This is a genomic window from Flavonifractor sp. An92, from assembly GCF_002159175.1.
Taxonomy (GTDB): domain Bacteria; phylum Bacillota; class Clostridia; order Oscillospirales; family Oscillospiraceae; genus Pseudoflavonifractor_A.
The window spans coordinates 73845-97860 of sequence record NZ_NFGZ01000010.1 but is presented as its reverse complement, the minus strand read 5'-3'; the positions used below and the strand labels follow the sequence as shown (position 1 = coordinate 97860).

The 24016-nt window shown below is 63.5% G+C and carries 25 protein-coding genes and 1 other annotated feature; of the genes, 9 read left to right on the top strand and 16 right to left on the bottom strand.

Features of this window, described 5'->3' with window-relative positions; translation table 11 throughout:
• Positions 1–36 precede the first annotated feature (36 nt).
• From B5G43_RS09055 to B5G43_RS09040, 4 genes are all read right to left on the bottom strand, one after another.
• Positions 37–1095: an HD domain-containing phosphohydrolase gene (locus B5G43_RS09055; RefSeq protein ID WP_087260440.1), complete on the bottom strand. Its 1059-nt coding sequence runs from the start codon at positions 1093–1095 to the stop codon at positions 37–39.
• 26 nt (positions 1096–1121) lie between these two features.
• The gene (locus B5G43_RS09050; protein WP_087377663.1) at positions 1122–1475 is read right to left on the bottom strand and encodes an Hpt domain-containing protein; all 354 of its coding nucleotides are present in this window, start codon (positions 1473–1475) and stop codon (positions 1122–1124) included.
• A gap of 207 nt (positions 1476–1682) precedes the next feature.
• The gene (locus B5G43_RS09045) at positions 1683–3800 is read right to left on the bottom strand and encodes a sodium-translocating pyrophosphatase (protein ID WP_087260436.1); all 2118 of its coding nucleotides are present in this window, start codon (positions 3798–3800) and stop codon (positions 1683–1685) included.
• A gap of 293 nt (positions 3801–4093) precedes the next feature.
• Positions 4094–4798 carry a hypothetical protein gene (locus B5G43_RS09040; protein ID WP_087260434.1) on the bottom strand — a complete coding sequence of 235 codons (705 nt, stop codon included), beginning with the start codon at positions 4796–4798 and terminating at the stop codon, positions 4094–4096.
• Between the two features lie 276 nt (positions 4799–5074).
• On the opposite strand from B5G43_RS09040, the gene udp reads away from it, so the two are divergent.
• Together udp and B5G43_RS09030 are read left to right on the top strand one after the other, a co-directional pair.
• Positions 5075–5848: a uridine phosphorylase gene (gene udp / locus B5G43_RS09035; protein ID WP_087260431.1), complete on the top strand. Its 774-nt coding sequence runs from the start codon at positions 5075–5077 to the stop codon at positions 5846–5848.
• A 114-nt stretch (positions 5849–5962) separates the two neighbouring features.
• Positions 5963–6493 (top strand): NAD(P)H-dependent oxidoreductase, encoded by a 531-nt coding sequence (locus B5G43_RS09030; RefSeq protein ID WP_087260429.1) that lies wholly within the window; start codon positions 5963–5965, stop codon positions 6491–6493.
• On the opposite strand, the gene B5G43_RS09025 is transcribed toward B5G43_RS09030, so the two are convergent.
• On the bottom strand, positions 6456–6749 hold the full coding sequence (locus B5G43_RS09025) for a GIY-YIG nuclease family protein (RefSeq protein WP_204244499.1): 294 nt from the start codon (positions 6747–6749) through the stop codon (positions 6456–6458). The genes B5G43_RS09030 and B5G43_RS09025 overlap by 38 nt on opposite strands.
• 40 nt (positions 6750–6789) lie before the next feature.
• Here B5G43_RS09025 and B5G43_RS09020 point away from each other — a divergent pair, with 40 nt between their 5' ends.
• Complete coding sequence (locus B5G43_RS09020) at positions 6790–7371, top strand: hydrolase (RefSeq protein WP_087260425.1); 582 nt, start codon at positions 6790–6792, stop codon at positions 7369–7371.
• 51 nt (positions 7372–7422) lie between these two features.
• On the opposite strand, the gene B5G43_RS09015 is transcribed toward B5G43_RS09020, so the two are convergent.
• From B5G43_RS09015 to B5G43_RS08995, 5 genes are all read right to left on the bottom strand, one after another.
• The gene (locus tag B5G43_RS09015; RefSeq protein ID WP_087260424.1) at positions 7423–7938 is read right to left on the bottom strand and encodes a hypothetical protein; all 516 of its coding nucleotides are present in this window, start codon (positions 7936–7938) and stop codon (positions 7423–7425) included.
• Complete coding sequence (locus B5G43_RS17325; RefSeq protein WP_087260421.1) at positions 7935–8669, bottom strand: permease prefix domain 1-containing protein; 735 nt, start codon at positions 8667–8669, stop codon at positions 7935–7937. The genes B5G43_RS09015 and B5G43_RS17325 overlap by 4 nt, the downstream gene beginning before the upstream one ends.
• The gene (locus tag B5G43_RS09005) at positions 8656–8997 is read right to left on the bottom strand and encodes a helix-turn-helix transcriptional regulator (protein WP_087260419.1); all 342 of its coding nucleotides are present in this window, start codon (positions 8995–8997) and stop codon (positions 8656–8658) included. The genes B5G43_RS17325 and B5G43_RS09005 overlap by 14 nt, the downstream gene beginning before the upstream one ends.
• Before the next feature lie 451 nt (positions 8998–9448).
• A complete protein-coding gene (gene hcp / locus B5G43_RS09000; protein WP_087260417.1) occupies positions 9449–11083 on the bottom strand; it encodes a hydroxylamine reductase in 1635 nt (544 codons plus the stop codon).
• Positions 11084–11109: 26 nt separating this feature from the next.
• Positions 11110–11457 carry a cupin domain-containing protein gene (locus tag B5G43_RS08995; protein ID WP_087260415.1) on the bottom strand — a complete coding sequence of 116 codons (348 nt, stop codon included), beginning with the start codon at positions 11455–11457 and terminating at the stop codon, positions 11110–11112.
• A gap of 309 nt (positions 11458–11766) precedes the next feature.
• Between B5G43_RS08995 and B5G43_RS08990 the strand changes: the two genes are divergently transcribed.
• The 3 genes from B5G43_RS08990 (at position 11767) to B5G43_RS08980 (ending at position 14570) form a co-directional block, all read left to right on the top strand.
• Positions 11767–13398, top strand: a complete 1632-nt coding sequence (locus B5G43_RS08990; protein WP_087260413.1) for a CTP synthase — start codon at positions 11767–11769, stop codon at positions 13396–13398.
• Positions 13399–13518: 120 nt separating this feature from the next.
• Positions 13519–14148 carry a flavodoxin family protein gene (locus B5G43_RS08985; RefSeq protein ID WP_087260411.1) on the top strand — a complete coding sequence of 210 codons (630 nt, stop codon included), beginning with the start codon at positions 13519–13521 and terminating at the stop codon, positions 14146–14148.
• Positions 14149–14159: 11 nt separating this feature from the next.
• Positions 14160–14570, top strand: a complete 411-nt coding sequence (locus B5G43_RS08980) for a hypothetical protein (RefSeq protein ID WP_087260409.1) — start codon at positions 14160–14162, stop codon at positions 14568–14570.
• Positions 14571–15050: 480 nt separating this feature from the next.
• On the opposite strand, the gene B5G43_RS08975 is transcribed toward B5G43_RS08980, so the two are convergent.
• From B5G43_RS08975 to B5G43_RS08960, 4 genes are read right to left on the bottom strand one after another with little or no spacing between them, the layout of a single operon-like run.
• Positions 15051–16214, bottom strand: a complete 1164-nt coding sequence (locus B5G43_RS08975; RefSeq protein ID WP_087260407.1) for a sodium ion-translocating decarboxylase subunit beta — start codon at positions 16212–16214, stop codon at positions 15051–15053.
• Between the two features lie 13 nt (positions 16215–16227).
• A complete protein-coding gene (locus B5G43_RS08970) occupies positions 16228–16626 on the bottom strand; it encodes a biotin/lipoyl-containing protein (RefSeq protein WP_087260404.1) in 399 nt (132 codons plus the stop codon).
• A 14-nt stretch (positions 16627–16640) separates the two neighbouring features.
• Positions 16641–16967, bottom strand: a complete 327-nt coding sequence (locus B5G43_RS08965) for an OadG family protein (RefSeq protein ID WP_087260402.1) — start codon at positions 16965–16967, stop codon at positions 16641–16643.
• Entirely contained in the window at positions 16964–18352 is a 1389-nt protein-coding gene (locus tag B5G43_RS08960) for a pyruvate carboxylase subunit B (RefSeq protein ID WP_087260400.1), read from the bottom strand. The genes B5G43_RS08965 and B5G43_RS08960 overlap by 4 nt, the downstream gene beginning before the upstream one ends.
• 611 nt (positions 18353–18963) lie before the next feature.
• Positions 18964–19197 (top strand) — a binding site (T-box leader).
• A 58-nt stretch (positions 19198–19255) separates the two neighbouring features.
• Here B5G43_RS08960 and leuA point away from each other — a divergent pair.
• Both leuA and B5G43_RS08950 read left to right on the top strand, forming a co-directional pair.
• A complete protein-coding gene (gene leuA, locus B5G43_RS08955; RefSeq protein WP_087260398.1) occupies positions 19256–20950 on the top strand; it encodes a 2-isopropylmalate synthase in 1695 nt (564 codons plus the stop codon).
• A 101-nt stretch (positions 20951–21051) separates the two neighbouring features.
• Positions 21052–21783, top strand: coding sequence for a phosphatase (locus B5G43_RS08950; RefSeq protein WP_087260396.1), 732 nt, complete (start codon positions 21052–21054; stop codon positions 21781–21783).
• 47 nt (positions 21784–21830) lie between these two features.
• On the opposite strand, the gene B5G43_RS08945 is transcribed toward B5G43_RS08950, so the two are convergent.
• Positions 21831–22919, bottom strand: a complete 1089-nt coding sequence (locus tag B5G43_RS08945; RefSeq protein WP_087260395.1) for a C45 family peptidase — start codon at positions 22917–22919, stop codon at positions 21831–21833.
• Positions 22920–23049: 130 nt separating this feature from the next.
• Here B5G43_RS08945 and B5G43_RS08940 point away from each other — a divergent pair, with 130 nt between their 5' ends.
• Complete coding sequence (locus B5G43_RS08940) at positions 23050–23748, top strand: FadR/GntR family transcriptional regulator (RefSeq protein WP_158097388.1); 699 nt, start codon at positions 23050–23052, stop codon at positions 23746–23748.
• A 102-nt stretch (positions 23749–23850) separates the two neighbouring features.
• Here the strand turns inward: B5G43_RS08940 and B5G43_RS17320 are convergent, their stop codons facing one another.
• The gene (locus tag B5G43_RS17320; RefSeq protein ID WP_158097387.1) at positions 23851–24009 is read right to left on the bottom strand and encodes a hypothetical protein; all 159 of its coding nucleotides are present in this window, start codon (positions 24007–24009) and stop codon (positions 23851–23853) included.
• Between the last annotated feature and the right edge of the window lie 7 nt (positions 24010–24016).

The following is a 24016-nucleotide window of genomic DNA, read 5'->3' as shown; positions in this document are numbered from 1 at the left end:
GCTCCCCCCGGCACCCGTCGGGCTGCGCCCCTTGTTCTAGCGCTTTCCTTCCCGGAATTCCTGACGGATCCGCTCCTGCGACTGGGCCAGGCACTCCATGAGGTCGGGGTTGAACACCCCGCACTCCCCGTTGAGGATCATATCCACCGCCTTCTCATGGGTGAAGGCTTTTTTATAGACCCGCTCGCCCACCAGCGCGTCGTACACGTCGGCCAGCGCCACCACCTGGGCCCAGATGGTGATCTCCTCCCCCTTCAGTCCGTCGGGATAGCCCCTGCCGTTCCAGCGCTCGTGGTGGTGGCGGCAGATGTCATAGGCGTAGTCGTACACCGGGTTCTCCCGCAGGCGGGGCACGCTGTCCAGCAGCACGCAGCCCTGGGTGGTGTGGGTCTTCATGATCTCGAACTCCTCCGGCGTGAGACGGCCGGGCTTGTTCAAGATGCTGTCGGGAATGGCGATCTTGCCCAGATCGTGCATCACCGCCGCGTCGGCAATGAGCCGCAGCTCCTCCTCGTCAAAGTGGTATTTTTCCGGATACCGCTCCATGAGGATGTGCAGCAGCAGCAGCGTGAGCTGCCGGATGCGGCGCACGTGCTCCCCCGACTCCTGGTCCCGGAACTCGATGGCCGTGGCCAGCGTCTCCAGGATGGAGCTGTTGAGCTCCTGGATCTCCTCGGCCTGCTCGGCCAGCATCTGGTCCTGGGTGCGTACCAGGTTGTTCAGCTGAATGACGTTGCCGATCCGGCGGCGAATGAAGTAGGGCACGATGGGCTTTTCGATGATATCCACCGCCCCCAGGTCGTAGCCCAGGCGCAGCTTCTCCTCGGAATTTTCCGCCGTGATGAGGAACACCGGCAGCTGCTCCAGCAGCTTCCGCTTCCCCAGCTCCCGCAGGACGGAAAACCCGTCCAGCACCGGCATCACCACGTCCAGCAGCACCGCCACGATCTGGCCCGGGTGGGCCTCGATGCAGTCCAGCGCCTCCTGCCCGTTCTCCGCCTCCAGAATGTTGAAATCGTCTCCGAAGGTGATGCTCAGAATGGCGCGGTTGATCTCCTCATCATCCACGATCAGGATGGTCTGTCTCTCCGCCATACTATTGGTTCCTCACTTTCCGCGCCTCATTCCGCCAGCGCGGCAATGGCCGTACCGGCGGCCTCGTAATCCGCGCGCAGCGTTTCAAAGAGGGCGGGAATCTCGGCCTGACGCCCGGTCCGCACCGCGGTCACCAGCGCGTCACTGCCGGCGCGCACCGGCTCCAGACCCAGGTTGGCCGCCACACCCTTCAGCGTATGCGCGGCCCGCTCCACCGTTGCGTCGTCGCCCGCGGCCACCGCCTCCTTCAGGGTCTCGAAGGTGGTGTCTTGGGGGAACTTCTTCAGAAAACGCACCAGCAGCGCGCGGCTGCCGCCAAATCGGGCCAGCGTTCCCTGCAGATCCATCTGGATCGTTCCAGCCAGCTCTTCCAGATTCATTTCCGTTTCCTCCGCTTCTGGACGCGGTGCCCCGCGTCCGGTGATCACGCCGTTTTCACGGCCGTGCATGTCATTTTTTGTATGACTATAACAGTGTTAGGATACGCCAACTTCCGCCGCCTGTCAACCGTTTTCCGGGACCTCTCCCAGCAGAAAAGGTCCGGACATGCCGCAGAAACGGCATGTCCGGACCTTTTTCACACAGAGTTAGCCCAGGAAGATCTGGCTGACGCTGATGACCAGACCGGAGAACACGATGGAGACGGTGGACACCAGCTTGATGAGGATGTTCAGGGAAGGACCGGAGGTATCCTTGAAGGGATCGCCCACGGTGTCGCCGATGACGGCGGCCTTGTGGCACTCGGAGCCCTTGCCGCCATGCTGGCCGGACTCGATGTACTTCTTGGCGTTGTCCCAGGCGCCGCCGGCGTTGGACATGAACACGGCCATGGCGAAGCCGGTGACGGTCACGCCGCCCAGCAGGCCCACGACGGCCTCAACGCCCAGGATGCAGCCGGTGACGATGGGCACGATGATGGCCAGCAGGGAGGGAACCACCATCTCATGCAGAGCGCCGCGGGTGCACAGGTCCACGCAGCGGGCGTAGTCGGGATCGGCCTTGCCCTCCATGATGCCGGCGATCTCCTTGAACTGACGGCGGACCTCCACCACGATGGACTGGGCCGCGCGCTGCACGCCGCTCATGGTCAGAGCGCCGAAGATGAAGGTCAGCATGGCGCCCAGGAAGATGCCCACCAGGACGGCGGGGTTGGTGAGGGACAGGTCGATGGTGGTCTTGGTCTCCACCACGTCCACATAGCTGACCAGCAGGGCCAGGGCGGTCAGAGCGGCGGAGCCGATGGCGAAGCCCTTGCCGGTGGCGGCGGTGGTGTTGCCCAGGGAGTCCAGAGCGTCGGTGCGGTTGCGGACCTCTTCGCCCAGTCCGCTCATCTCGGCGATGCCGCCGGCGTTGTCGGCCACGGGGCCGTAGGCGTCGGTAGCCAGGGTGATGCCCAGAGTGGACAGCATGCCGACCGCGGCGATGCCGATGCCGTACAGGCCCTTGTTGAAGCAGGCCTCATAGACCTCATGGTTGGCGGTATCCAGGGAGCCGCCGGCGGCCAGGAAGGACACGATGATGGCGATACCCACGATGATGACGGGGGCGGCGGTGGACAGCATGCCCAGGGAGATGCCGCCGATGATGGTGGTGGCGGGGCCGGTCTCGGTAGCGGAAGCCAGGCCCTGAGTGGGCTTATAAGTATCAGAGGTGTAGTACTCGGTGAAGTAACCGATGGCGCAGCCGGCCACCAGACCGGCCAGGATGGCCACATAAACGCCCATGTCGCCCAGGATGAAGTAGGTCAGCGGGGCGCCCAGGATGGCGGCCAGCAGAGCGGCGGTGTAGGTGCCCTTACGCAGGGTGCCCAGCAGGTCGCGCTGGGAGGCGCCTTCCTTGGTGCGGATGAGGAAGGTGCCCAGCACGGAGCAGATCACGCCCAGCACGGCAATGGCCAGGGGGAGCAGCATGGCATTCCAGGCCAGCTCGCCGCCGTAGGCGGAAGCGCCCAGCGCGAAGGTAGCCAGGATGGAGCCAACGTAGGACTCGTACAGGTCGGCGCCCATGCCGGCCACGTCGCCCACGTTGTCGCCCACGTTGTCAGCGATGGTAGCGGGGTTGCGGGGGTCATCCTCGGGGATGCCGGCCTCCACCTTACCCACCAGGTCGGCGCCCACGTCGGCGGCCTTGGTGAAGATGCCGCCGCCCACACGGGCGAACAGAGCCATGAAGGAGGCGCCCATGCCGAACATGACCATGGTCTGGGCGATCTTCTCGGCGCCGAAGCCGGCCACATACTTCAGAATGTGGAACCAGACGGAGATGTCCAGCAGGCCCAGGCCCACCACGGTGAAGCCCATGACGGCGCCGGAGGAGAAGGCCACGTTCAGGCCGCGGTTCAGGCTCTCATGAGCGGCGTGGGCGGTACGGGCGTTGGAGGAGGTGGCGATCTTCATGCCGATGAAGCCCGCCAGGGCGGAGTAGCATCCGCCGGTGAGGAACGCGAAGGGGATGAACCAGTTGTCCAGCTGGTGGGTGGCCACCAGGACCAACAGGACCACAAACACGACGGCAAAAATCTTGACCACCGTCTTATACTGGCGCTTCAGGTAGGCGTTGGCGCCCTTCCGGATGGAAGCCGCCAGCTTCTTCATGACATCGGTGCCCTCGGAGAACTGGAGCACCTTCCGGCACTGGATCCAGGCGAAGAGCAGTGCAATGACTGATCCTACCAGTCCAACCCAGAAAAGATTCTCTACATTCATCTTCCCAACTCCTTTGCTTCTTTGGAAACCCCGCTAAGTTCTGGCTTCCTTCACTTTTTAACAAGCTAATCTTAGCGCATTCCCCACCTGTTTTGCAAGCAGTTCGTCACTTCATTTTGTCCATCACGATGTTTTTTTACTTTTTACACAAAACCCGTCAGTCTAGCCGCAATTTTTGTAGCAATTTTACATATATCGCGTCCGATCTATCCGTTTTTTGCCAATTTTTGACCAAGTAAAGAAAAAGGAGGACAAACGTCCTCCTTTTTGCGGCTTTTGCGCCGGTACGTCCCTTATACGGTCCATTCGCTATGGATCAGGCCCACCAGATACCACTGCTCGGCATAGGGCGCCAGAACCACCTTCAGCGCGCACCAGTCAAAATTGTCCATCTCCGGCTTTACCCCGGGGTAGTAATACTCCACGAAGCGGCAGTCGGAAAAGACCTCCTGCACGTTCTCCAGCGCGTTGCCGGACACCGCGATCTGGTCGATGCTCACCACTGGCGCGTTCCGGTAGTCCTCATTATAGACATAGCGGCTGATGTACTCGCTGACCGTCAGATTGATGTGGTCCCCCTTCCCGTTGGTGAAGCCCCACAGGTAGGTGCTCCCGTCCGAGATGGCCTTGCTGAGCTGGTCGGGCAGGAAGCACAGGTCGTTTTCCGGGTCCACAGTGGAATACGGGGTAAAAGTCACCCCACGCTGGGGGTGGACCAGCGCGCACAGCGCGGTGTAGTCCTGGTCGGCCAGGGCGTCCAGCACCTCGCCGGCCCGCTCCAGCAGCAGCGCGTCGTCCGTCGTATCCAGCGGTGTAGGCGTGGCCGTCACGCCGGGCCGGGTGCTGTCGTAGCTGGGCACCGCCGACGCGGCCGTGGTGGAGCTGAGCGTGTTGCGGACCGGGGTCCCCTGGCGGTATGTGTTCGTGAAAAGGTAGACCGCCCACCCGAGCGCGCAGCAAAGCAGCAGAAGCAGGCTGATCAGTACCGGTTTTTTCATCGGGCACCTCGCTTTCACCGCGGCGGTCCGGTCCGTGCCGCCCCCTCCGCGGTGATTCATTCCAGAATATTTTACTGGACGGAGCTGAAAAAAACAACCACAAAAAGTTACAGAAGCAAAATCAGTATACAGATTGCACAAATCATCTTGCTTTCTGTCCCATTTTTGATTATAATATGGATAAACGAAGGCCGCCGGAGCCGTTTCCCCCGCCTTCGTTTCCCTTTTTTCTCCGGACCGGCGCGCCGGTCCCCGACAACAGCGAGGTGTGAACCAATGCATGAACATGAGCTGCAATTCCATATCCAGTGCGGCAAGGGCGACGTAGGCCGCTATTGCATCCTCCCCGGCGATCCCGGCCGGTGCGAGAAGATCGCCGCCTATTTTGACAATCCGGTCAAAATCCAGTCCAACCGGGAATACACCACCTACACCGGCACCCTTCTGGGCGAAAAGGTCAGCGTCTGCTCCACCGGCATCGGCGGCCCCTCCGCCGTCATCGCCATGGAGGAGCTGCACAACCTGGGCGCCGACACCTTCGTGCGGGTGGGCACCTGCGGCGGCATCGCCCTGAAGGTGAAGAGCGATGACGTCATTATCGCCACCGGCGCCGTCCGCCATGAGGGCGCCAGCCGGGAGTACGCCCCCATCGAGTTCCCCGCCGTGTCCGATTACGAGGTGCAGGAGGCCCTGGTGTCCGCCGCCAAGGCCCTGGGAAAACCCTGGCACGCCGGCGTGGTCCAGTGCAAGGATTCCTTCTACGGCCAGCACGACCCCACCCGGATGCCGGTCTCCTATGAGCTGCTCCACAAGTGGGAGGCCTGGAAGCGCCTGGGCGTTCTGGCCTCCGAGATGGAGTCCGCCGCCCTCTTCTGCTGTGCCGCCGCGCTGGGCGTACGCTGCGGGTCCTGCTTCCATGTGATCTGGAACCAGGAGCGGGAGGCCGCCGGGCTGGACCAGGAGGAGAGCCACGACCTGTCCGCCGCCATCGAGGTGGGCATCGAGGGCCTCAAGAACCTCATCCGGGCCGACCGGGCCAAGAACGGCTAAATCAAAACACACGACCGCCCCGGGAGCGTTGGCTCCCGGGGCGGTCGCTTGCTCTTGCAAAATCCCACCGGACGGATTATTCTAGAGAAAATACGGAAAAGGAGTTGTTTGGAAGTGAAGGTCCTCATCCTCAACGGAAGCCCCCGCAAAAACGGCAACACCCGCACCCTCCTCACCGCCCTGGCCGAGGAGGCCGGAAAGAACCACCAGGTGGAGCTGGTAGACCTCCAGAGTCAGAAGATCGCCCCCTGTCTGGGCTGTGACGCCTGCCGGAAGAACGGCGGCACCTGCGTGCAGAAGGACGACGCCCCCGCCCTGCTGCAAAAGGTGCTGGAGGCCGACTGCATCATCTTCGGCTCCCCCGTGTACTGGTGGGGCATCTCCGCCCAGCTGAAGCTGGCCATTGACCGGCTCTATGCCGGCGGCGCGGCCATCAAGGGCAAGAAGATCGGCGTGGTCGCCGTGGGCGCCGACGGGCTGGACACCCCCCAGTACCGCCTGATCCGGGAGCAGTTCGCCTGCATCGGGGAGTATCTGAACTGGGAAGTCCTCTTCTCTGAGGGCGTCAGCGCCTACGCCCCCGGTGAGGTGGCCAAGGACGCCGCCCTTATGGAGCGTTTCCGCGCCCTGGGCCGGAATCTGTAAGCCCACTTCGGGCGATGAGCGCCAGCTTTTCCGCCCGGGAGAGGCGCTTGATGGCCGCCTCCCGCCGCAGGGCCGCGCTCCGGTTCCCGCAGAACTCCCGGTAGACCAGCTCCGCCGGGCGGCGGGCGCGGGTGTATTTGGCCCCCTTGCCCGCGTTGTGCTGAGAAAGCCGCCGCTCCACGTCGGTGGTGGAGCCGGTGTACAGCGTCCCGTCCGCACAGCGGAGGATGTACACCCACCAATTTCCTTCGTCCATATTCCCCTCCATCCTATCTGTTGAAAGGAGTACATTTCCCATGGCTTTTACCCGTGAACAGGCTGTGAGCCTGCTGAAAACCTACAATCAGGAGCCCTTCCACCTCCGCCACGCCTACACCGTGGAGGCCGTCATGGACTGGTTCGCCCACGAGCTGGGCTACGGCGAGGACGCCCCGTTCTGGGCCAACGTGGGCCTGCTCCACGACATCGACTTCGAGCGCTGGCCCGAGGAGCACTGTGTGAAGGCTCGGGCCCTCCTGGAAGAGGCCGGGGCCGAGCCCGCCCTCATCCGCGCGGTGGTCTGCCACGGCTGGGGCCTCACCGGCGCCGACGTGGCCCCTGAGCACGAGATGGAAAAGGTCCTCTTCGCCTGCGACGAGCTCACCGGCCTCATCGGGGCCGCCGCCCTCATGCGCCCCTCCAAGAGCGTGTCGGACATGGAGCTCTCCAGCCTCAAGAAGAAGTTCAAGGACAAGAAATTCGCCGCCGGCTGCTCCCGGGACACCATCCGCCAGGGCGCCGAGCTGCTGGGCTGGGAGCTGGACACCCTCCTCTCCCGCACCCTCCAGGCCATGAAGGACAAGGAAGCCCTCATCGAAAGCCGCTGCGCCGAGGGTTAAACCCATACACACCGGACGCCCGGGACCAGAATCGGTCCCGGGCGTTCTTTTTTAAGAAAAGGTGTCGGTCCAGAGGAGATTGCCCTCCCCGTCGTAGACCTCCACCGGCTCATAGGCGGCGTTCCGCTCCGGGGCGCTGAGGATAGCCACGTCGCCGTGCCACACGCTGGTCTCTTTCCCGTACCATGAGAGGGTCTGCACCTCTTCGGAAGCCCGCAGGCACCAGACTGTGCCCTGCTCTCCGTTGCCCAGACGACCGATGTAGACCGGCGCGCCCTCCTCCATCTGCTTTCCGCTGCTGCAGGACCCGGTGGTCCAGAAGAGCCAGAAATGCCGCCGGACCTTGCAGTAGGAGATGGTGTCCTCCTCATTGGTCAGGATGTAGATGCGCTCGCCCTCCGGCGTGTCGCCCCAGCCCCGGACGGTGCAGTCTCCAAAGTAGAGTTGGCGGGCACTGGCCAGAGCGCAGTTTTCCGGGTCCAGATACACCCCGCAAACCAAGAGGAACCCCACAAACACCGCCGCCGTCACCGCCAGATTGCGGATGAGCTTACCTTTTCGGGTCATGCCGCTCCCCCCTCTCCACCGGTGAGGTCAATGGTCACCACCGCGTCGGGATCAAGGTCCGGCCAGCCGAGGGTGAGCGCTTCCGTCCCCTCAGGCAGTTTGAAGTCGCTGACTTTCCAGTTGATCCAGCCGGCAGTGGAAGAGCCGCCGCCACCCAGGTAATTTCCCGTCTCGTCCAGGACCCGGATCTCCGGCGCGTGCCAGTTCACCCGGGGCCCGCCTACGCCGTGGTAGCGCACCATCGCGCTGCCGTCCTCCAGCAGGGCCACCTCGTCGATGGTCATGGTGTGGGGCCCCAGGTCGAAGGTTTTCTCAACGGAAATCACCCGCTCCACCGGCTGTTCATACCGATAAAAGACCGTCTGTTCCAGGCTGTCCACCACGGTGATTACCGTCACGCCTACCAGAACATAGGCCAGATACAGCCCCAGAGTCAGGCACACCGTCACGCAGAGGATGCGGCTCAGGTACCACGCCCAGCCCAGGAGGGGCTTGTGGGTGAGGTTGAACCCCTCTCCTACCGCCTCCGGGTCGCCCATCTGGGCCAACGCCACCTTCCGGGCCTCTTCCGGGGAGAGCTGCCGCTCCTCCTCCAGCCAGGCCGCGCTCTCGTCCAGGTGCTGCCGCAGCTCCTCGGCGATGGCGCGCCGGTCGGGCCGGAAGCGGACCTGTTTCACCACCGCGTGGATGAAATCCGCCTCCGGGGAGAGGCTGTCCTCACGCCAGTCCATAGGCTTCCCCTCCGATCACCCGGCCCACGGCCGTCTGAAAGGCATGCCACTGCTCCTTTTCCTCGCTGAGCTGCTTCCGGCCCCGGTCGGTGAGGGTGTAATACCGGCGCTTCCGGCCGCCCTCCTCCTTCTCGTAGGCCCGCACCGCGCCGTCCCCCTCCAGCTTGTGGAGCACCGGGTACAGCGTCCCCTCCTGGAGGGAAAAGACCTTCTGGGAGCGCTCCTCCAGCTTGCGGATGAGCTGATAACCGTAGCAGTCCTCCTCCGCCAGGAGGGAGAGCACCAAAAGGCGGGTGCTGCCGCTGAGCAGACTCTTGTCGAACTTCATTTCGTCCCCTCCTTTCTGATACCTGGATCTTCTAAGTATAGTATACCTGGATGGTCAAGGTATGTCAAGGGGGAGAGACTTTGCCCTCGCCGGGCGGGCGTCCTACCCGGACAGGGCACCGCTTTCTTTGCAAAGAAAGCGGTGGGAAAGAAAGCCCAGAGGGGGGATACCCCCCTCTGGACTCCCCCAAAACGCATCCCGGCCTTCATCCGGCTGCGGCGGTATTTCCAAAGCATGGCGTGGCCAATTCCGGGCTTTCCGCCTATCCGGAAAGCGTTGTACCCCGGCAAAAAACGGGGCGGCCCCTAAAAGGCCGCCCTTTTGGAGGGGAGTGGAGAGGGGAACGAGAAGTTCCCCTCTCCGCCTTTTCTTTCCCCGGTTTCTTTTCGAGAAAAGAAATCGGGTCCCCGCTGGATAAGCGGCCCGCGCGGCGAGCGCAAATCCTCCGGGGTTACGCCCCGAAGAAGAGCTTCAGGTCATCCTCCACGGTGCCGATCCCGGCGATGCCGAAGTTCTCCACCAGCACCTTGGCCACGTTGGGGCTGAGGAAGGCGGGCAGGGTGGGGCCCAGATGGATGTTCTTCACGCCCAGAGACAGGAGGGCCAGCAGGACGATGACTGCTTTCTGCTCATACCAGGCGATGTTGTAGACGATGGGCAGCTCGTTCACATCGTCCAGGCCAAAGACCTCCTTCAGCTTCAGGGCGATGACCGCCAGCGAGTAGGAGTCGTTGCACTGGCCCGCGTCCAGCACCCGGGGGATGCCGTTGATGTCGCCCAGGTCCAGCTTGTTGTACTTGTACTTGGCGCAGCCGGCGGTGAGGATCACGGCGTCCTTGGGCAGGGCCTTGGCAAAGTCGGTGTAGTAGTTGCGGCTCTTGGCCCGGCCGTCACAGCCGGCCATGACCACGAACTTCTTGATAGCGCCGGACTTGACCGCCTCCACGATCTGGTCGGCCAGGGCCAGCACCTGCGCGTGGGCAAAGCCGCCCACGATCTCGCCCCGCTCGATCTCCTGGGGCGGAGCGCAGTGCTTGGCCTGCTCGATGAGAGCCGAAAAATCCTTCCACTCTCCCGGGCCGCCGGGGATGTGCTTACAGCCGGGGTAGCCCGCCGCGCCGGTGGTGTACAGCCGGTCCTTGTAGCTGTCCTTGGGGGGCACGATGCAGTTGGTGGTCATGAGAATGGGACCGTGGAAGGACTCGAACTCCTCCTTCTGCTTCCACCAGGCGTTGCCGTAGTTGCCCACGAAATGGGGGTACTTCCGGAAGGCGGGGTAGTAGTGGGCGGGGAGCATTTCCGAGTGGGTGTACACATCCACACCGGTGCCCTGGGTCTGCTCCAGCAGCATCTCCAGGTCCCGCAGGTCGTGGCCGGAGATGAGGATGCCCGGGTTCTTGCCCACGCCGAGGTTGACCTTGGTGATCTGGGGGTTGCCGTAGGCGGAGGTGTTGGCCTCGTCCAGGAGGGCCATGCCCTGCACGCCGTACTTGCCGGTCTCCAGGGCCAGGGCGGTGAGCTCGTCGCCGGTGAGGGAGTCGTCCAGGGTGGCGGCCAGGGCACGCTGCAGGAAGGCGTCCACCTCCGGGTCGGACTTGCCCAGAGCGTTGGCGTGCTTGGTGTAGGCGGCCAGACCCTTCAGGCCGTAGGTGATGAGCTCCCGCAGAGAGCGGATGTCCTCGTTCTCGGTGGAGAGGACGCCCACGGTGCGGGCCTTCTCCTCCCAGTCGCCGGAGCCGTCCCAGCGGGCGGCCTCAGGCAGGGCGGACACATCCCCCAGCTCCTTCCTCAGTCCGTCCATCACGGACAGAGTCTCCCGGATGCGGGCGTCGATGGCGTCGGGGTCAAAGTTGGCGTTGGTGATGGTGGTGAAGAGATTCACGGTGACCAGCTGGTCCACCGCGGGGTCGATGGCCTTCCCCTTCTCCCGCAGGGCGGTGGTAAGGGCGGCAAGCCCACGGGTCACAAAAATCAGCAGGTCCTGCCGGTTGGCCACCGGGGCGGTCTTGCCGCACACACCGGCGCGGGTGCAGCCGGTGCAGCCGGCGGTCTCCTGGCACTGGTAACAAAACATCAGATTATCCATAATTTCCTCCAAAAGCAGGTGTTTTCTCAATTCCGGGGCTGGGTGGGGAACACCACCGTGAGGAGCATCTTCATGTCCTCGGCGGCAAACACGGCGTGGGGTTTGTTGGCCGGCATGATGAGGGTCTCCCCCGCCTTCACGCGGTGCTCCTTGCCGTCCACGGTGAGCAGGGCCTCGCCCTCCAGCACCAGCACCATGGCGTCGCCGGTGGAGGCGTGGGTGCTGATCTCCTCCCCCTTGGCAAAGGCGAAGAGGGTGAGAGTGACGTGCCGGTTCTGGGCCAGGGTCTTGCTGACCACCTGTCCCTCCAGGACAGACACCTGCTCCGCCAGGCCCAGGACCTCCTCGTGGGGGATGTTCTTGATATAAGACATAAAACTGCCTCCTGTTCTCCCGCCAAACCGGCGGGGTCTGCTGTGTCGTGACGCTATGCAGTATACCCCGTCCGGCCCCTGTTCGTCCGTTGTATTTACAACGCTTTTAAAAAATGTACTGCCAAGCCCGTGCAAGATTTTCATTGACAAACTGCGCCCGAGCGCGTATAGTAGGTCCATCGAAAAGGCAACGGCGTCTTGGATGTGCTCCGGGACGCCGTCGCCTTTTTTGTGTTCCGGGGTGTATTATGGCCGTTTTCCGCGGGAAAGCTGGAGAAAACGGCCTGTTGCGCGGGACAAGGAGGCAGTATGACCAAGTATATTTTCGTGACCGGCGGCGTGGTGTCCGGCCTGGGCAAGGGCATCACCGCCGCTTCGCTGGGGCGGCTTTTGAAGGCGCGGGGCCTGAAGGTGGCCGCCCAGAAGCTGGACCCCTATATCAATGTGGACCCGGGCACCATGAGCCCCTACCAGCACGGGGAGGTGTTCGTCACCGAGGACGGCGCCGAGACCGACCTGGACCTGGGCCACTATGAGCGCTTCATCGACGAAAACCTGAATCAGTTCTCCAACCTGACCACCGGGCGGGTGTACGCCAACGTGCTGGCCAAGGAGCGCCGGGGCGAGTACCTGGGCAAGACGGTGCAGACCATCCCCCACATCACCGACGAGATCAAGCGCTTCATCTACGCCGTGGGCCAAAAGACCGAGGCCGACGTGGTCATCACCGAGATCGGCGGCACCACCGGCGACATCGAGAGCCAGCCCTTTCTGGAGGCCATCCGCCAGGTGGGTCACGAGGTGGGCCGGGAGAACGCCCTGTATATCCATGTGACCCTGGTGCCCTACCTGAAGGCCTCCGGCGAGCACAAGTCCAAGCCCACCCAGCACTCGGTGAAGGAGTTGCAGGGCTTCGGCATCTCCCCCGACCTCATCGTCCTGCGGTGCGACGAGCCCATCACCGACCCCACCATTTTTGAAAAGATCGCCGGGTTCTGCAACGTGAAACCCGACTGTGTCATCGAAAATGTCACCCTCCCCACCCTCTACGAGGCCCCCCTCATGCTGGAGAAGGCGGGCTTCTCCAATGTGGTGTGCCGGGAGCTGGGCATCGACGCTCCCCAGCCTGACCTCACCGAGTGGAACGACCTGGTCCAGCGCATCCAGAGTACCCGGGAAACCGTTACCATCGGCCTGGTGGGCAAGTACGTTCAGCTTCACGACGCCTACCTCTCGGTGGCTGAGGCCCTGCGCCACGCCGGATATGCTCTCTCCCGCCGGGTGGACATCCGCTGGATCGACTCCGGGACGATCACCGATGAAAACGCCCCGGAGATCCTGGCCGGACTGGACGGCATCCTGGTCCCCGGCGGCTTTGGTGACCGGGGCATCCCCGGCATGATCTCCGCCGCCCGCTACGCCCGGGAGCAGAAGATCCCCTACCTCGGCATCTGCCTGGGCATGCAGATCGCGGTCATCGAGTTCGCCCGCCACGTGGCCGGGCTCCCCGACGCCGACTCCGGTGAGTTCGACCCCATGTGTACCCACAAAGTGATCGACTTCATGCCCGGCCAGAGCGCCGACATCGACAAGGGCGGCACCCTGCGCCTGGGCAGCTATCCCTGCTGCGTGCAGCCGGGCACCACCCTGGAGCGGTGCTATGGCACGGCGCTCATCGCGGAGCGCCACCGGCACCGCTATGAATTCAACAACTCCTTCCGGACCGCCCTCCAGGGGGCTGGGCTGGTCCTGAGCGGTCTCTCCCCCGACGGGCGGCTGGTGGAGGCGGTGGAACTGACGGGCCACCCCTTCTGCGTTGGGGTGCAGTACCATCCGGAATTCAAGAGCCGCCCCAATCGCCCCCACCCCCTGTTTCGGGAGTTCGTCGCCGCTGCGGCGGACCTCCAGGCTCGGTCCGCCCCCCTCTCGGACCGGCCGTAACCAGCGCCGGGACACAGCAGGAACCTCCCTCCTGCTGTGTCCCGGTTTTTTCCAGGCAGTTGTATTTTTGCCCCCGGAGTGCTAAACTGTTCTTATCTTTCTCTCTTGGAGGTTTCCGCTATGAAGATTCTGTTGGTCAATTCCAGCGCCCACCTGATGGGCTGTACTTACACCGCGCTCATGGAGGTGGCCCACACCCTGGAGGCGTGCGGCGCGGAGTGGGAGCTCTTCCAGCTGGGGGGCGACCCCCTGCGGGACTGCATCGGCTGCGGCGGCTGCGCCCGGAAGGGCGACGGCCAGTGCGTCTTTGACGACGACGTAGTCAACGACCTCATCCGCAAGGCCCGGGAGGCCGACGGCTTCGTGTTCGGCACCCCCGTGTACTACGCCCACCCCTCCGGACGGCTCCTGTCTGCCCTGGACCGCGCCTTCTATGCGGATAAGACCGCCTTCGCCCACAAGCCCGGCTTCGCCGTGGCCTCCGCCCGCCGGGCCGGCACCACCGCCTCTCTGGACGCGGTGCTGAAGCACCTGACCATCAACCAGATGCCGGTGGTCTCTTCCACCTACTGGCCCATGGTCCACGGCAACGCCCCCGAAGAGGTGCTCCAGGACAAGGAGGGCCTCCAGACCATGCGCAACGCCGCCCGGAATCTGGTGTGGCTCATCTCCTGCATCCAGGCCGGGGCTCAGGCGGGCATCCAGCCCCCCGAGGCCGAGCGGGACAGCCGCACCAACTTCATCCGCTGAGGAGCGCCGCCATGGGACATCGATTCTCCTGGTTCTCCTTTGAGACCCCCCGGCAGCGCCAGCGCAGCATGGAAAAGTATGAGCGGGCCTCCTTCCCCCACGGCGCGGCCCAAAAGACCGCCGTTGAGGGGCTGCTGCGGCAGCTGGTCCCGGAGGAAAAGCTCCCCCTGGCGCTGACGTGCTACCTCTCGGGCCGGGACGTGTACCGGGACCGCTACGGACAGAGTGAGTTCGAACGCCCGGAGGAGCGGCTGGCGGAAGTGAAGGAGGAGCTGCTCACCGTGCTCCATCCCGCCCTTAAGTGGCACTGGCCGCTGTACCTGGCCCTCATCGAGGCCGACGCTGTTGTGGGCGAGGAGCTCAACTACCCCTCCCCCGAGGCACTGCGGGCCCGGGCGGAGGAGTTGAAGGCGATGCTGTAAACATCCGGCCCGACTAAGCCGGGAGGTTTTGTGCTCGCCGCACAGGCGTCCTGCGCGGACAGCGCCCGATTTCTTTTCTCGAAAAGAAACCGGGGAAAGAAAAGAAGGAGAGGGGAACTTCTCGTTCCCCTCTCCACTCCCCTCCAAAAGGGCGGCCTTTAGGGGGCCGCCCCGATTGCCAGGGTACAACGCTTTCCGGATAGTCGGAAAGCCCGGAATTGGCCACGCCAGAGTAAGGAAATACCGCCGCAGAAGAATGAAAGCCGGGATGCGCTTTGGGGGAGTCCAGAGGGGGGTATCCCCCCTCTGGGCTTTCTTTCCCACCGCTTTCTTCGCAAAGAAAGCGGTGCTCCCGCCGAGCAGGCGGCCCGCGCGGCGAGCGCAAGTCCTCCGGGCTCCCCGGAAGCGCCTAGCCAATCGAGCAAACAAAAATCCCCGGACCAATCTGGTCCGGGGATTTTTTCATACCATTTGCGGGGTTTAGCCGCCCACCAGGGGCTGGAACACCTTGATCATGAAGCCCGCGGCCACAGCCGAGCCGATGACACCGGCCACGTTGGGGCCCATGGCGTGCATGAGCAGGAAGTTGGAGGGGTTGGCCTTCTGGCCTTCCACCTGGGACACACGGGCGGCCATGGGCACGGCGGACACGCCGGCGGAGCCGATGAGGGGGTTGATCTTGCCGCCGGAGAGCTTATACATCACCTTGCCGAAGAGCAGGCCGCCAGCCGTGGACAGCATGAAGGCGAAGAGGCCCAGGAAGATGATCTTGATGGTCTCCACCGTCAGGAAGGTCTCGGCCTGGGCCTTGCAGCCCACGGAGAGGCCCAGGAAGATGGTGACGATGTTGCAGAGGTTGTTCTGGGCGGTGTCGCTCAGACGCTCGGTGACGCCGCACTCCCGGAAGAGGTTGCCCAGCATCAGCATGCCGATGAGGGGGGCAGTGTCGGGGATGAGCAGGATGACGAAGATGGCCACCGCGATGGGGAAGATGATCTTCTCCGCCTTGGACACGGGGCGCAGCTGCTCCATCTTCACCTTGCGCTCCTCCTCGGTGGTGAGGAGCTTCATGATGGGGGGCTGGATCAGCGGGATGAGGGCCATGTACGAGTAGGCCGCGATGGCGATGGCCGGCAGGTACTTGGCCGCCAGCTTGGAGGCGGTGAGAATGGCGGTGGGGCCGTCCGCGCCGCCGATGACGCCGATGGCGGCGGCCACGGCCGGGTCAAAGCCCAGAGCCAGGGCCAGCAAGAAGGCGGTGAAGATGCCCAGCTGGGCGGCCGCGCCCAGGAGCAGGGACGAGGGCCGGGCGATGAGGGGACCGAAGTCGGTCATGGCGCCGATGCCCAGGAAGATGATGGAGGGATACACGGCGTACTGCACGCCCTGATAGAACACCCAGAAGAGGCCCACGTTGGTGCCGTCGGGCGGGTTGAGGATGCCGGTGAGGGGGAAGTTGGCCATCAGGATGCCGAAGGCGATGGGCACCAGCAGCAACGGCTCAAACTTCTTCCCGATGCCCATGTACAGCAGTACACAGGCGATGATGATCATGATGAGACTGCGGGGGTCCCGCGCAAAATCGGCGAAGCCGGAGCCGGCCAGGATGTCCCCCAGCGTACCAAAGAAGGAGAATTCCAGCATCGTTCCGCCCCCCTTATGCCAGGGTGCACAGCGGCGTGCCGGTCTCCACGACGGAGCCCTTGGTGGTCATGACCGCGGTGACGGTGCCGTCCTTGGGGGCGCAGATCTCGTTCTCCATCTTCATGGCCTCCAGCACGAAGAGGATGTCGCCGGCCTTCACCGCCTGACCGGCGGTGCAGTTGACCTGGAGGATGTTGCCGGGCATGGGGGCGGTCACCGCCTCGCCGGCTCCGGCAGGAGCGGCGGCAGGGGCGGGCGCGGCGGCGGGAGCCACAGGGGCCGGGGCGGCCGCCGGAGCGGGCGCAGGCGCAGGAGCCGCAGCCGGGGCGGGGCCGGTGTAGACCGCGGTGGCCTGGCCCTTCTCCACCTCGACTTCGTACTGGTTACCGTTGAGCGTTACAATATATTTCATCGTTCCTTCCCCCGTTACAGTGCTTTAATGGATTTGAACACCAGCTCAGAGAGCGGGATGCCGGTCTCATGGCTCACGATGGCCATGATGCAGGCGGCGGTCTTTTCATCCACATCGATGAGGGCCACCTCGCCGCCGAAGGGGCCGGGCGCCGGAGCGGGAGCCGCAGGAGCAGGCGCGGGAGCCGCTGTGGGCGCAGGTGCGGCGCTCTCCGACTTCTTGGTGAGCGCGGCCACCACCTTGGAGATGACCACGATCATGCCGCACAGCACGGCCAGCATCAGAAAGACGATGACCATGCCGGAGAGCGCCACCAGGAGGGCGCTTGTGACAGAGATCATTCCCGCACCTCCTTGATGGTGTAGGTGGCCTTGACGGCCTTCTTCAGCTCGCGCTGCTCAAAGAACTGCTCGGCCTGCTGGGGGAAGGCGATGTAGGAGAGCACATCCAGATCGGACTGGGCGCGGCTGCCCAGCTCCTTCTTGGCCTGCTCGAACTCGGGCGCCAGGGTCTCGGCGTAGCGACCGGTGATGGGGGACTCGTCGCCCAGCACCTTCTTCACCAGCTCGGGGTCGATCTTGCCGGGAGGGGTGCCGTACTCGCCGCGGATGTAGGCCTTGACCTCCTTGCCGATGTTCTTGTAGCGCTCGCCCAGGAGCACGTTCACGGTGGCCTGCACGCCCACCATCTGGCTCATGGGGGTCACCAGGGGCGGATAGCCCAGGTCGGCCCGGACCTTGGGGGTCTCGGCCAGCACCTCGTCCAGGCGGTCGATGGCGTTCTGGGCCTTCAGCTGGGCCACCAGGTTGGACAGCATGCCGCCGGGGATCTGGTAGGTCAGGGCGTCGGCCTTCACCGAGAGGACGTAGGGGTCGAAGGTGCCCTTCTCCACGAACTTCTTCTGGACCGGCACGAAGAAGTCGTTGACCTTCTTGAGTACGTCGTACTTCACGCCGCAGTCAAAGCCCATCTGGCTCAGGGCGTAGACCATGGACTCGGTGGTGGGCTGGCTGGTGCCGCCGGAGAAGCAGGAGGTGGCGGTGTCGATGCCGGCGGCGCCGGCCTCGGCGGCCTTCAGCAGGGTCATGTAGCCCAGGCCGGTGGTGGCGTGGGTGTGGACGTAGATGGGGATCTTCACACCGCCCTTCTTCAGCGCGGTGATGAGGTCGTAGCACTCCTGGGGGCTCATGATGCCCGCCATATCCTTGATGCACAGGGACTGGCAGCCCATGGACTCGATCTCCTTGCCCAGGGCCACATAGGCCTCCAGGTTGTGGATGGGAGAGAGGGTGTAGCAGATGGTGCCCTGAGCCTCGGCGCCGGCCTTCAGGCACTCATCCACGGCGGTGCGGATGTTGCGCAGGTCGTTGAGGGCGTCGAAGATGCGGATGATGTCCATGCCGTTCTCCACCGAGGCGCGGACGAAGCGGCGCACCGTGTCGTCGGAGTAGTGGTGGTAGCCCAGCAGGTTCTGGCCGCGCAGGAGCATCTGGAGCTTGGTGTGCTTCAGATGGGACTTGATGGTGCACAGGCGCTCCCAGGGGTCCTCCCCCAGGTACCGCAGGCAGGAGTCGAACGTGGCGCCGCCCCAGCACTCTACCGAATGGTAGCCCGCCTGGTCCATGGTGTCCAGAATGTCCTCAAAGTCGGTGATGGGCAGCCGGGTGGCCATGAGTGATTGGTTCGCGTCGCGCAGTACGGTTTCTGTGATGTCCAGTTTCTTCAAGATCGCTTCACTCCTTCAAGATACTCTCTTCTCACTAGAGTTCGGAAAACTCGGGTCCGCAGCAGGGCGAGGCAAAACTCCCCAGTCTTTCGTGCCCCTATTTTAGCACCATCCTAAGCATAAAGCAAATAAATTTCGCTTTCAATTCTGTGTTCTTTTTGCAATTTCTACAAAACTGTTTCGTTTAAATGCCAAGTGCATCCAGCTAAGTCCCGGTTTTCTGTATCGGACCGTACTCATTTTTGATTTACGATGCGCCTTAAATCGAAATTGGCCGTCCCTTAGGTTCCCTTTTCTTTATTGATCCTATCTATGACTATACTCGGCGATTATCAATAAATAAGATTGGATTTTTCCGCGCCGCCGTGGTATGATAAAGATGCCTTCCAGAGAGGCCGCTCGGAGGCGGTCCTCTGCCCCATGGATAAAAAGTCCGATCACTTCCCGGGTCTGTCTTTTTATCACGGCGAAAGCCGCGCTTTCCCCCGAAAGGCTGTTTTCGCCGCTGTTTCCCTTCTCCCCAGCCGGCAGGCCGTGACTCCCCCGTCACGGCCTGCCTTTCGTTTCCCCACTTGACAAATGCAAGACCCGTGGGTATAATATGTTCCAATCAAACTGCGATGAAGGGAAAAAACGCGTTTGTCCCGCTCAGAGAACCGGTGGTTGGTGCGAACCGGCGCGGCGGCGGCGCGGATACTGGTCCCGGAGCGGCCTGCCTGAGGAGCGATCCAGGGCGGGACGGCTGGCCCCGTTATCGGCCGTGGCCTTGTTGGAGGCCTTGAGCGCCCGGCGGCGACGGCGGGCGGAACCAGGGTGGTACCGCGTAAGCTTTTTACGCCCCTGACCGAACTCGGTCAGGGGCTTTTTTCATACCCCTGGCCCATTTGACAGGAGGAGTTTCACATGAACGCATCTTATGAGAAGTACATCCCCTTCCAGCCCATCCCCCTCAGCGACCGCACCTGGCCGGACAAGCAGATCACCAAGGCCCCGGTGTGGTGCTCGGTGGACCTGCGGGACGGCAACCAGGCCCTGGTGGACCCCATGAACCTGCAGGAGAAGCTGGAGTACTTCCACACTCTGCTGGACATCGGCGTGAAGGAGATCGAGATCGGCTTCCCCTCCGCCAGCGAGACCGAATATGAGATCTGCCGGGAGCTCATCGAGGGCGGCCACATCCCCGACGACGTGACCATCCAGGTGCTGGTCCAGGCCCGGCCTCACCTCATCAAAAAGACCTTCGAGGCCATCCGCGGTGCCAAGAACGTCATCCTCCACTTCTACAACTCCACCTCCACCCTCCAGCGGAAGGTGGTGTTCCACATGGACATGGCGGGCATCACCCAGATCGCCACCGACGCCGCCGACCTCATCTACGAGATGAGCCAGCCCATGCTGGAAGAGGGCATGAATCTGCGCTTTGAGTACTCCCCTGAGTCCTTCATGGGCACCGAGATGGACTACGCCGTGGAGATCTGCCAGGCCGTGCTGGAGCACCTCCACGCCACCCCCGAGCGGAAGGTCATCCTCAACCTCCCCACCACCGTGGAGAACTGCATGCCCAACTACTTTGCCGATGAGATCGAGTACTTCATCCGCAAGCTCCCCAGCCGGGACTGCGCCATCATCTCCCTCCACCCCCACAACGACCGGGGCTGCGGCGTGGCCACCGCCGAGATGGGCCTGCTGGCCGGCGCCGAGCGCATCGAGGCCACCCTCTTCGGCAACGGCGAGCGCACCGGCAACGTGGACATGATCACCCTGGCCCTGAACATGTACACCCAGGGCGTGGACCCCGAGCTGGACTTCTCCAACATCAACCAGATCCGGGACATGTACGAGCGCTGCACCAAGATGAAGGTGGGCGAGCGGCAGCCCTACGCCGGTGAGCTGGTCTTTACCGCCTTCTCCGGCTCCCACCAGGACGCCATCAACAAGGGCACCCGCTACATGGAGGAGAGCCACTCCCCCTACTGGGAGATCCCCTACCTGCCCATCGACCCCGCCGATGTGGGCCGCCAGTACGAGCCCATCATCCGCATCAACTCCCAGTCCGGCAAGGGCGGCGCCGCCTTCGTCATGCAGCACTCCTTCGGCTTCGACCTGCCCAAGGCCATGCACCCCGAGTTCGGCCACATCGTCCAGGTGGAGACCGACCGGGTGGGCACCGAGCTCAAGCCCGAGCGCATCTATGAGCTCTTCAAGCACGAGTACATCGACGCCACCGCTCCCTACCAGCTGGTGCGCCACTCCTTCGCCGAGTTCACCGACGAGGAGGGCCACTCCCACGTCACCTTCGCCGGCACCATCCGCCACAAGGAGACCGTGTTCCAGGTCCAGGGCTCCGGCAACGGCCCCATCGACGCCTTCTTCAACGCCATCCACGGCCAGAAGATGGACCACTTCACCTTCATCGACTACAAGGAGCACGCCATCAAGCAGGGCTCCGACTCCCAGGCTGTGGCCTACATCCACCTCAAGGACGAGGACGGCCGGGATTGGTTCGGCGTCGGCATGAGCCACAACATCAACCTGGCCCCCCTCAAGGGCATCCTCTCCGGCATCAACCGCTGGTGGAGCGAGGGCCGCAAGAAGTAATTCCCACTCCCCCGGGCGGAGCCGTTGGCTCCGCCCGGCTTGCATTCCCGCCTCAAATATAGTATCATTTGAAGGAACAATGGATGAGAGGCGAGAATTCTATGAAATTTGTACTGGATAGTCACACTCACACCGTGGCCAGCGGACACGCGTACAGCACCGTTCTGGAGATGGCCCGCGCCGCCGCCGACGCTGGCCTGGAGCTCATGTGTATCACCGACCACGCCCCCGGCATGGAGGGCACCACCAACCGGGACTACTTCGCCAACGCCCGCGTCATCGACCGGGAGCTCTTCGGCGTACACCTGATGGTGGGCGCGGAGCTGAACATCATGGACACCCAGGGCACCGTGGACCTGGACGAGCCCATGCTCCAGAAGCTGGACCTGGCCATTGCCAGCCTGCACACCAAGTGCATCGCCCCCGGCGGCGACGCCGAGGGGTACACCCACGCCCTGGTCACCGCCATGCAGAGCCCCTATGTCAACATCATCGGCCACCCCGACGACGGCCGCTACCCCCTGGACTACCCCACCCTGGTCCGGGCCGCCGGTGAGCACGGCGTGCTGCTGGAGGTGAACAACAGCTCCCTCACCCCCGGCTGCTTCCGGGTCAACGCCCCGGTCCACTGCGCCGAGATGCTGCGCCTGTGCAAGAAGGAGGGCGTACCCGTGGTGGTGGGCAGCGACGCCCACTTTGTCTCCTTCGTGGGCAATCACCAATACGCCCAGGCCCTCTTCGAGGAGCTGGACTTCCCCGAGGAGCTGGTCATGAACCGGGATGCCGCCGCGTTCCGGGCCTTTGTGGAGGCCCACCGGAACCGGGCAAAGTAATAAAAAAGGACGTGCGGCCCGACAGGGCCCCACGTCCTCTCTCTTTTTTACATCCCGCAGCGCAGATAGGGCGTCTGGCAGGGGTTGCCCGCGGTGAGATAGAGCTCCCGCCGGGTCAGGTTCATGGCGATGGAAAAGACGGTGCCCATCCGCTTCTCCGGAGGCTCGCTGGGGTCCTCGTGGCGGCAGATGGCGTCGGGATAGCCCATGTGGTCCCGCAAAATGTCCTGGATCTCCGGGAAGCCCGCGGGGCCCCGGTCCACCGCCGCCCGCAGCAGCTGCCGCACCCGGCCATACCGCAGGAAGGTGTCGGGGAAGGCCATTTTTCCCGTGTCATGGACGGTCTGCCACCGGGGCGCCACAAAGTGGTTGGTGTGGGCGATCCAGCCCTCCTCGGCATAGAGCACGTCGAAATCCCCCGGCCCCGCCTCGATGGAGATGGCCTGTCCCTCGCCGCTGGCGGTGAGGAAATTGGCGCAGCAGGCCGTGTGGACCCGGCCCACGTTCTGAATGGCGTCGGACAGGGTGGCGCTGTTCAGAATCCCACGCAGGACGATGTGGAGGGGCACGGTGGGGCCCTCCACCCGCTGGTCCGACCCCAGAGCGTTGAGGCAGACCCCCACCCCCGCGCTGTTGAAGCCCAGCTTGCCCACGATGCCCGCCTCGGTGAAGAGGAACAGGTCCGGCTTGTGCCGCTGGCGGATGTGGAGGAGCACATAGGCCTGGCGTTGGCCCACCTTCCAGTCCCAGTTCTGGGCCAGCCAGGTCTCCCCGCCCCGGGTGACCGGCGGCGTGAGGGCCAGTGCGGTGCAGCCCTGGCTCAGCTGGCCCGATTGCAGCACGATCTCGCTGCGCACGTTCAGGGCCAGAATGTCCTCCAGATCGTAGCCCGAGCCCTCCGCCACGCCCCGGATCTCCTCCAAAATCTCCGGGTCATAGTCCCCGATAGGCTCCAGAAAAGTCCGGGCGTAGCGCCGGGCCGCCGCCCAGGTGATGTGGGAATAATCCTCAAACATGGAGCGGTAGCACCTCATACTCACGTCCAGCTGTTCCCGGGCCAGACGGCCGTGCTGCCGGCCGATCTCACGGGGCGTCCCCGACAGCTCCAGGACCGGAAAAGCGATCTTCTGCTCCATTCTGCTTCCTCCTTTATTTCCATCATTTTCATCAAGTGTATGGACAATGCCACTTGTTTGGTATATATTTTTATTACACTCTGTGCGAAACACTTTCCCGTTTAAATTGAATCTCTCGGGGGTATTACCGTTGCTGCAACAAATTAAACGCAAAAAGCTGTACGAAGAAGTGATGGATCAGATCGTCAACGCGATCTCCTCCGGAGAATTTCCCCAGGGCAGCAAGCTCCCCTCGGAGAGAGAGCTGGCTGAGATCTTCCAGGTGAGCCGTACCGTCATCCGGGAGGCCATCCGCTCCATGGAGAGCGTGGGTTACCTGGAGTCCCGCACCAACGGGACCTACATCCGGGAGGTCTCGGTGGACGACATCCTCTCCCCGCTCATGTCGGTGCTGGCCCAGGACAGCCGCACCACCGACGACATCATGGAACTGCGCCTCATCCTGGAGCCCTCCTCCACCAGCCTGGTGGCCAAGCGCATCACCGCCGAACAGCTTCAGGAGCTGGAGGAGATCTTGCAGGACATGGAGCAGAGCGTGGCCGCCGGTCAGAGCGGCAGCCGCCACGACGCCCGATTCCACGCCAAGCTCATCGACTTCAGCCAGAACGAGGTGCTCCGCTCGGTCTACAAGGTGTGCGAGCACGGCATGGTCGACATGATCGACGCCGTGGGCAACATCGAGGGCCAGCCGGAGATTGCCTGCGGCTGCCACCGGAAAATCTACCAGGCGCTCTGCGACCGCAATGCCGCCGCCGCCAAGCAGGCCATGTACGACCACCTGAAGCAGGTCTACACCCGCCTGGGCCGGGAGATCGCCGTGGAGCTCTGAGCCCTCCACTCCAAATAAGGGCCCCGATGATGGACGGAACGCTCCGCCCGCCATCGGGGCCTTTTTGCGCGCCCGTGGGGAGGTTCGGGCGCATTCCCTCATTTACACGAATGTGGACTGGAGGAAGTAGACCACCACGCCCAGCACCAGGAACACGCCGGCCACGATGTGGGTCTCCTTCTTCCGCTCCTCCGGAGAGATGAAATGCCAGAACAGGCCGATGAGCGCCAGTCCGACTACCAGTACGATCCAGTTCAACATATCTTTC

Bases quoted from the DNA above. Each gene is read 5' to 3' on its own strand.
- B5G43_RS09055 (WP_087260440.1), bottom strand. From the start codon at position 1,095: ATGGCGGAGAGACAGACCATCCTGATCGTGGATGATGAGGAGATCAAC.
- B5G43_RS09050 (WP_087377663.1), bottom strand. From the start codon at position 1,475: ATGAATCTGGAAGAGCTGGCTGGAACGATCCAGATGGATCTGCAGGGA.
- B5G43_RS09045 (WP_087260436.1), bottom strand. From the start codon at position 3,800: ATGAATGTAGAGAATCTTTTCTGGGTTGGACTGGTAGGATCAGTCATT.
- B5G43_RS09040 (WP_087260434.1), bottom strand. From the start codon at position 4,798: ATGAAAAAACCGGTACTGATCAGCCTGCTTCTGCTGCTTTGCTGCGCG.
- udp (WP_087260431.1), top strand. From the start codon at position 5,075: ATGCATGAACATGAGCTGCAATTCCATATCCAGTGCGGCAAGGGCGAC.
- B5G43_RS09025 (WP_204244499.1), bottom strand. From the start codon at position 6,749: ATGGACGAAGGAAATTGGTGGGTGTACATCCTCCGCTGTGCGGACGGG.
- B5G43_RS09020 (WP_087260425.1), top strand. From the start codon at position 6,790: ATGGCTTTTACCCGTGAACAGGCTGTGAGCCTGCTGAAAACCTACAAT.
- B5G43_RS09015 (WP_087260424.1), bottom strand. From the start codon at position 7,938: ATGACCCGAAAAGGTAAGCTCATCCGCAATCTGGCGGTGACGGCGGCG.
- B5G43_RS17325 (WP_087260421.1), bottom strand. From the start codon at position 8,669: ATGGACTGGCGTGAGGACAGCCTCTCCCCGGAGGCGGATTTCATCCAC.
- B5G43_RS09005 (WP_087260419.1), bottom strand. From the start codon at position 8,997: ATGAAGTTCGACAAGAGTCTGCTCAGCGGCAGCACCCGCCTTTTGGTG.
- hcp (WP_087260417.1), bottom strand. From the start codon at position 11,083: ATGGATAATCTGATGTTTTGTTACCAGTGCCAGGAGACCGCCGGCTGC.
- B5G43_RS08995 (WP_087260415.1), bottom strand. From the start codon at position 11,457: ATGTCTTATATCAAGAACATCCCCCACGAGGAGGTCCTGGGCCTGGCG.
- B5G43_RS08990 (WP_087260413.1), top strand. From the start codon at position 11,767: ATGACCAAGTATATTTTCGTGACCGGCGGCGTGGTGTCCGGCCTGGGC.
- B5G43_RS08985 (WP_087260411.1), top strand. From the start codon at position 13,519: ATGAAGATTCTGTTGGTCAATTCCAGCGCCCACCTGATGGGCTGTACT.
- B5G43_RS08980 (WP_087260409.1), top strand. From the start codon at position 14,160: ATGGGACATCGATTCTCCTGGTTCTCCTTTGAGACCCCCCGGCAGCGC.
- B5G43_RS08975 (WP_087260407.1), bottom strand. From the start codon at position 16,214: ATGCTGGAATTCTCCTTCTTTGGTACGCTGGGGGACATCCTGGCCGGC.
- B5G43_RS08970 (WP_087260404.1), bottom strand. From the start codon at position 16,626: ATGAAATATATTGTAACGCTCAACGGTAACCAGTACGAAGTCGAGGTG.
- B5G43_RS08965 (WP_087260402.1), bottom strand. From the start codon at position 16,967: ATGATCTCTGTCACAAGCGCCCTCCTGGTGGCGCTCTCCGGCATGGTC.
- leuA (WP_087260398.1), top strand. From the start codon at position 19,256: ATGAACGCATCTTATGAGAAGTACATCCCCTTCCAGCCCATCCCCCTC.
- B5G43_RS08950 (WP_087260396.1), top strand. From the start codon at position 21,052: ATGAAATTTGTACTGGATAGTCACACTCACACCGTGGCCAGCGGACAC.
- B5G43_RS08945 (WP_087260395.1), bottom strand. From the start codon at position 22,919: ATGGAGCAGAAGATCGCTTTTCCGGTCCTGGAGCTGTCGGGGACGCCC.
- B5G43_RS17320 (WP_158097387.1), bottom strand. From the start codon at position 24,009: ATGTTGAACTGGATCGTACTGGTAGTCGGACTGGCGCTCATCGGCCTG.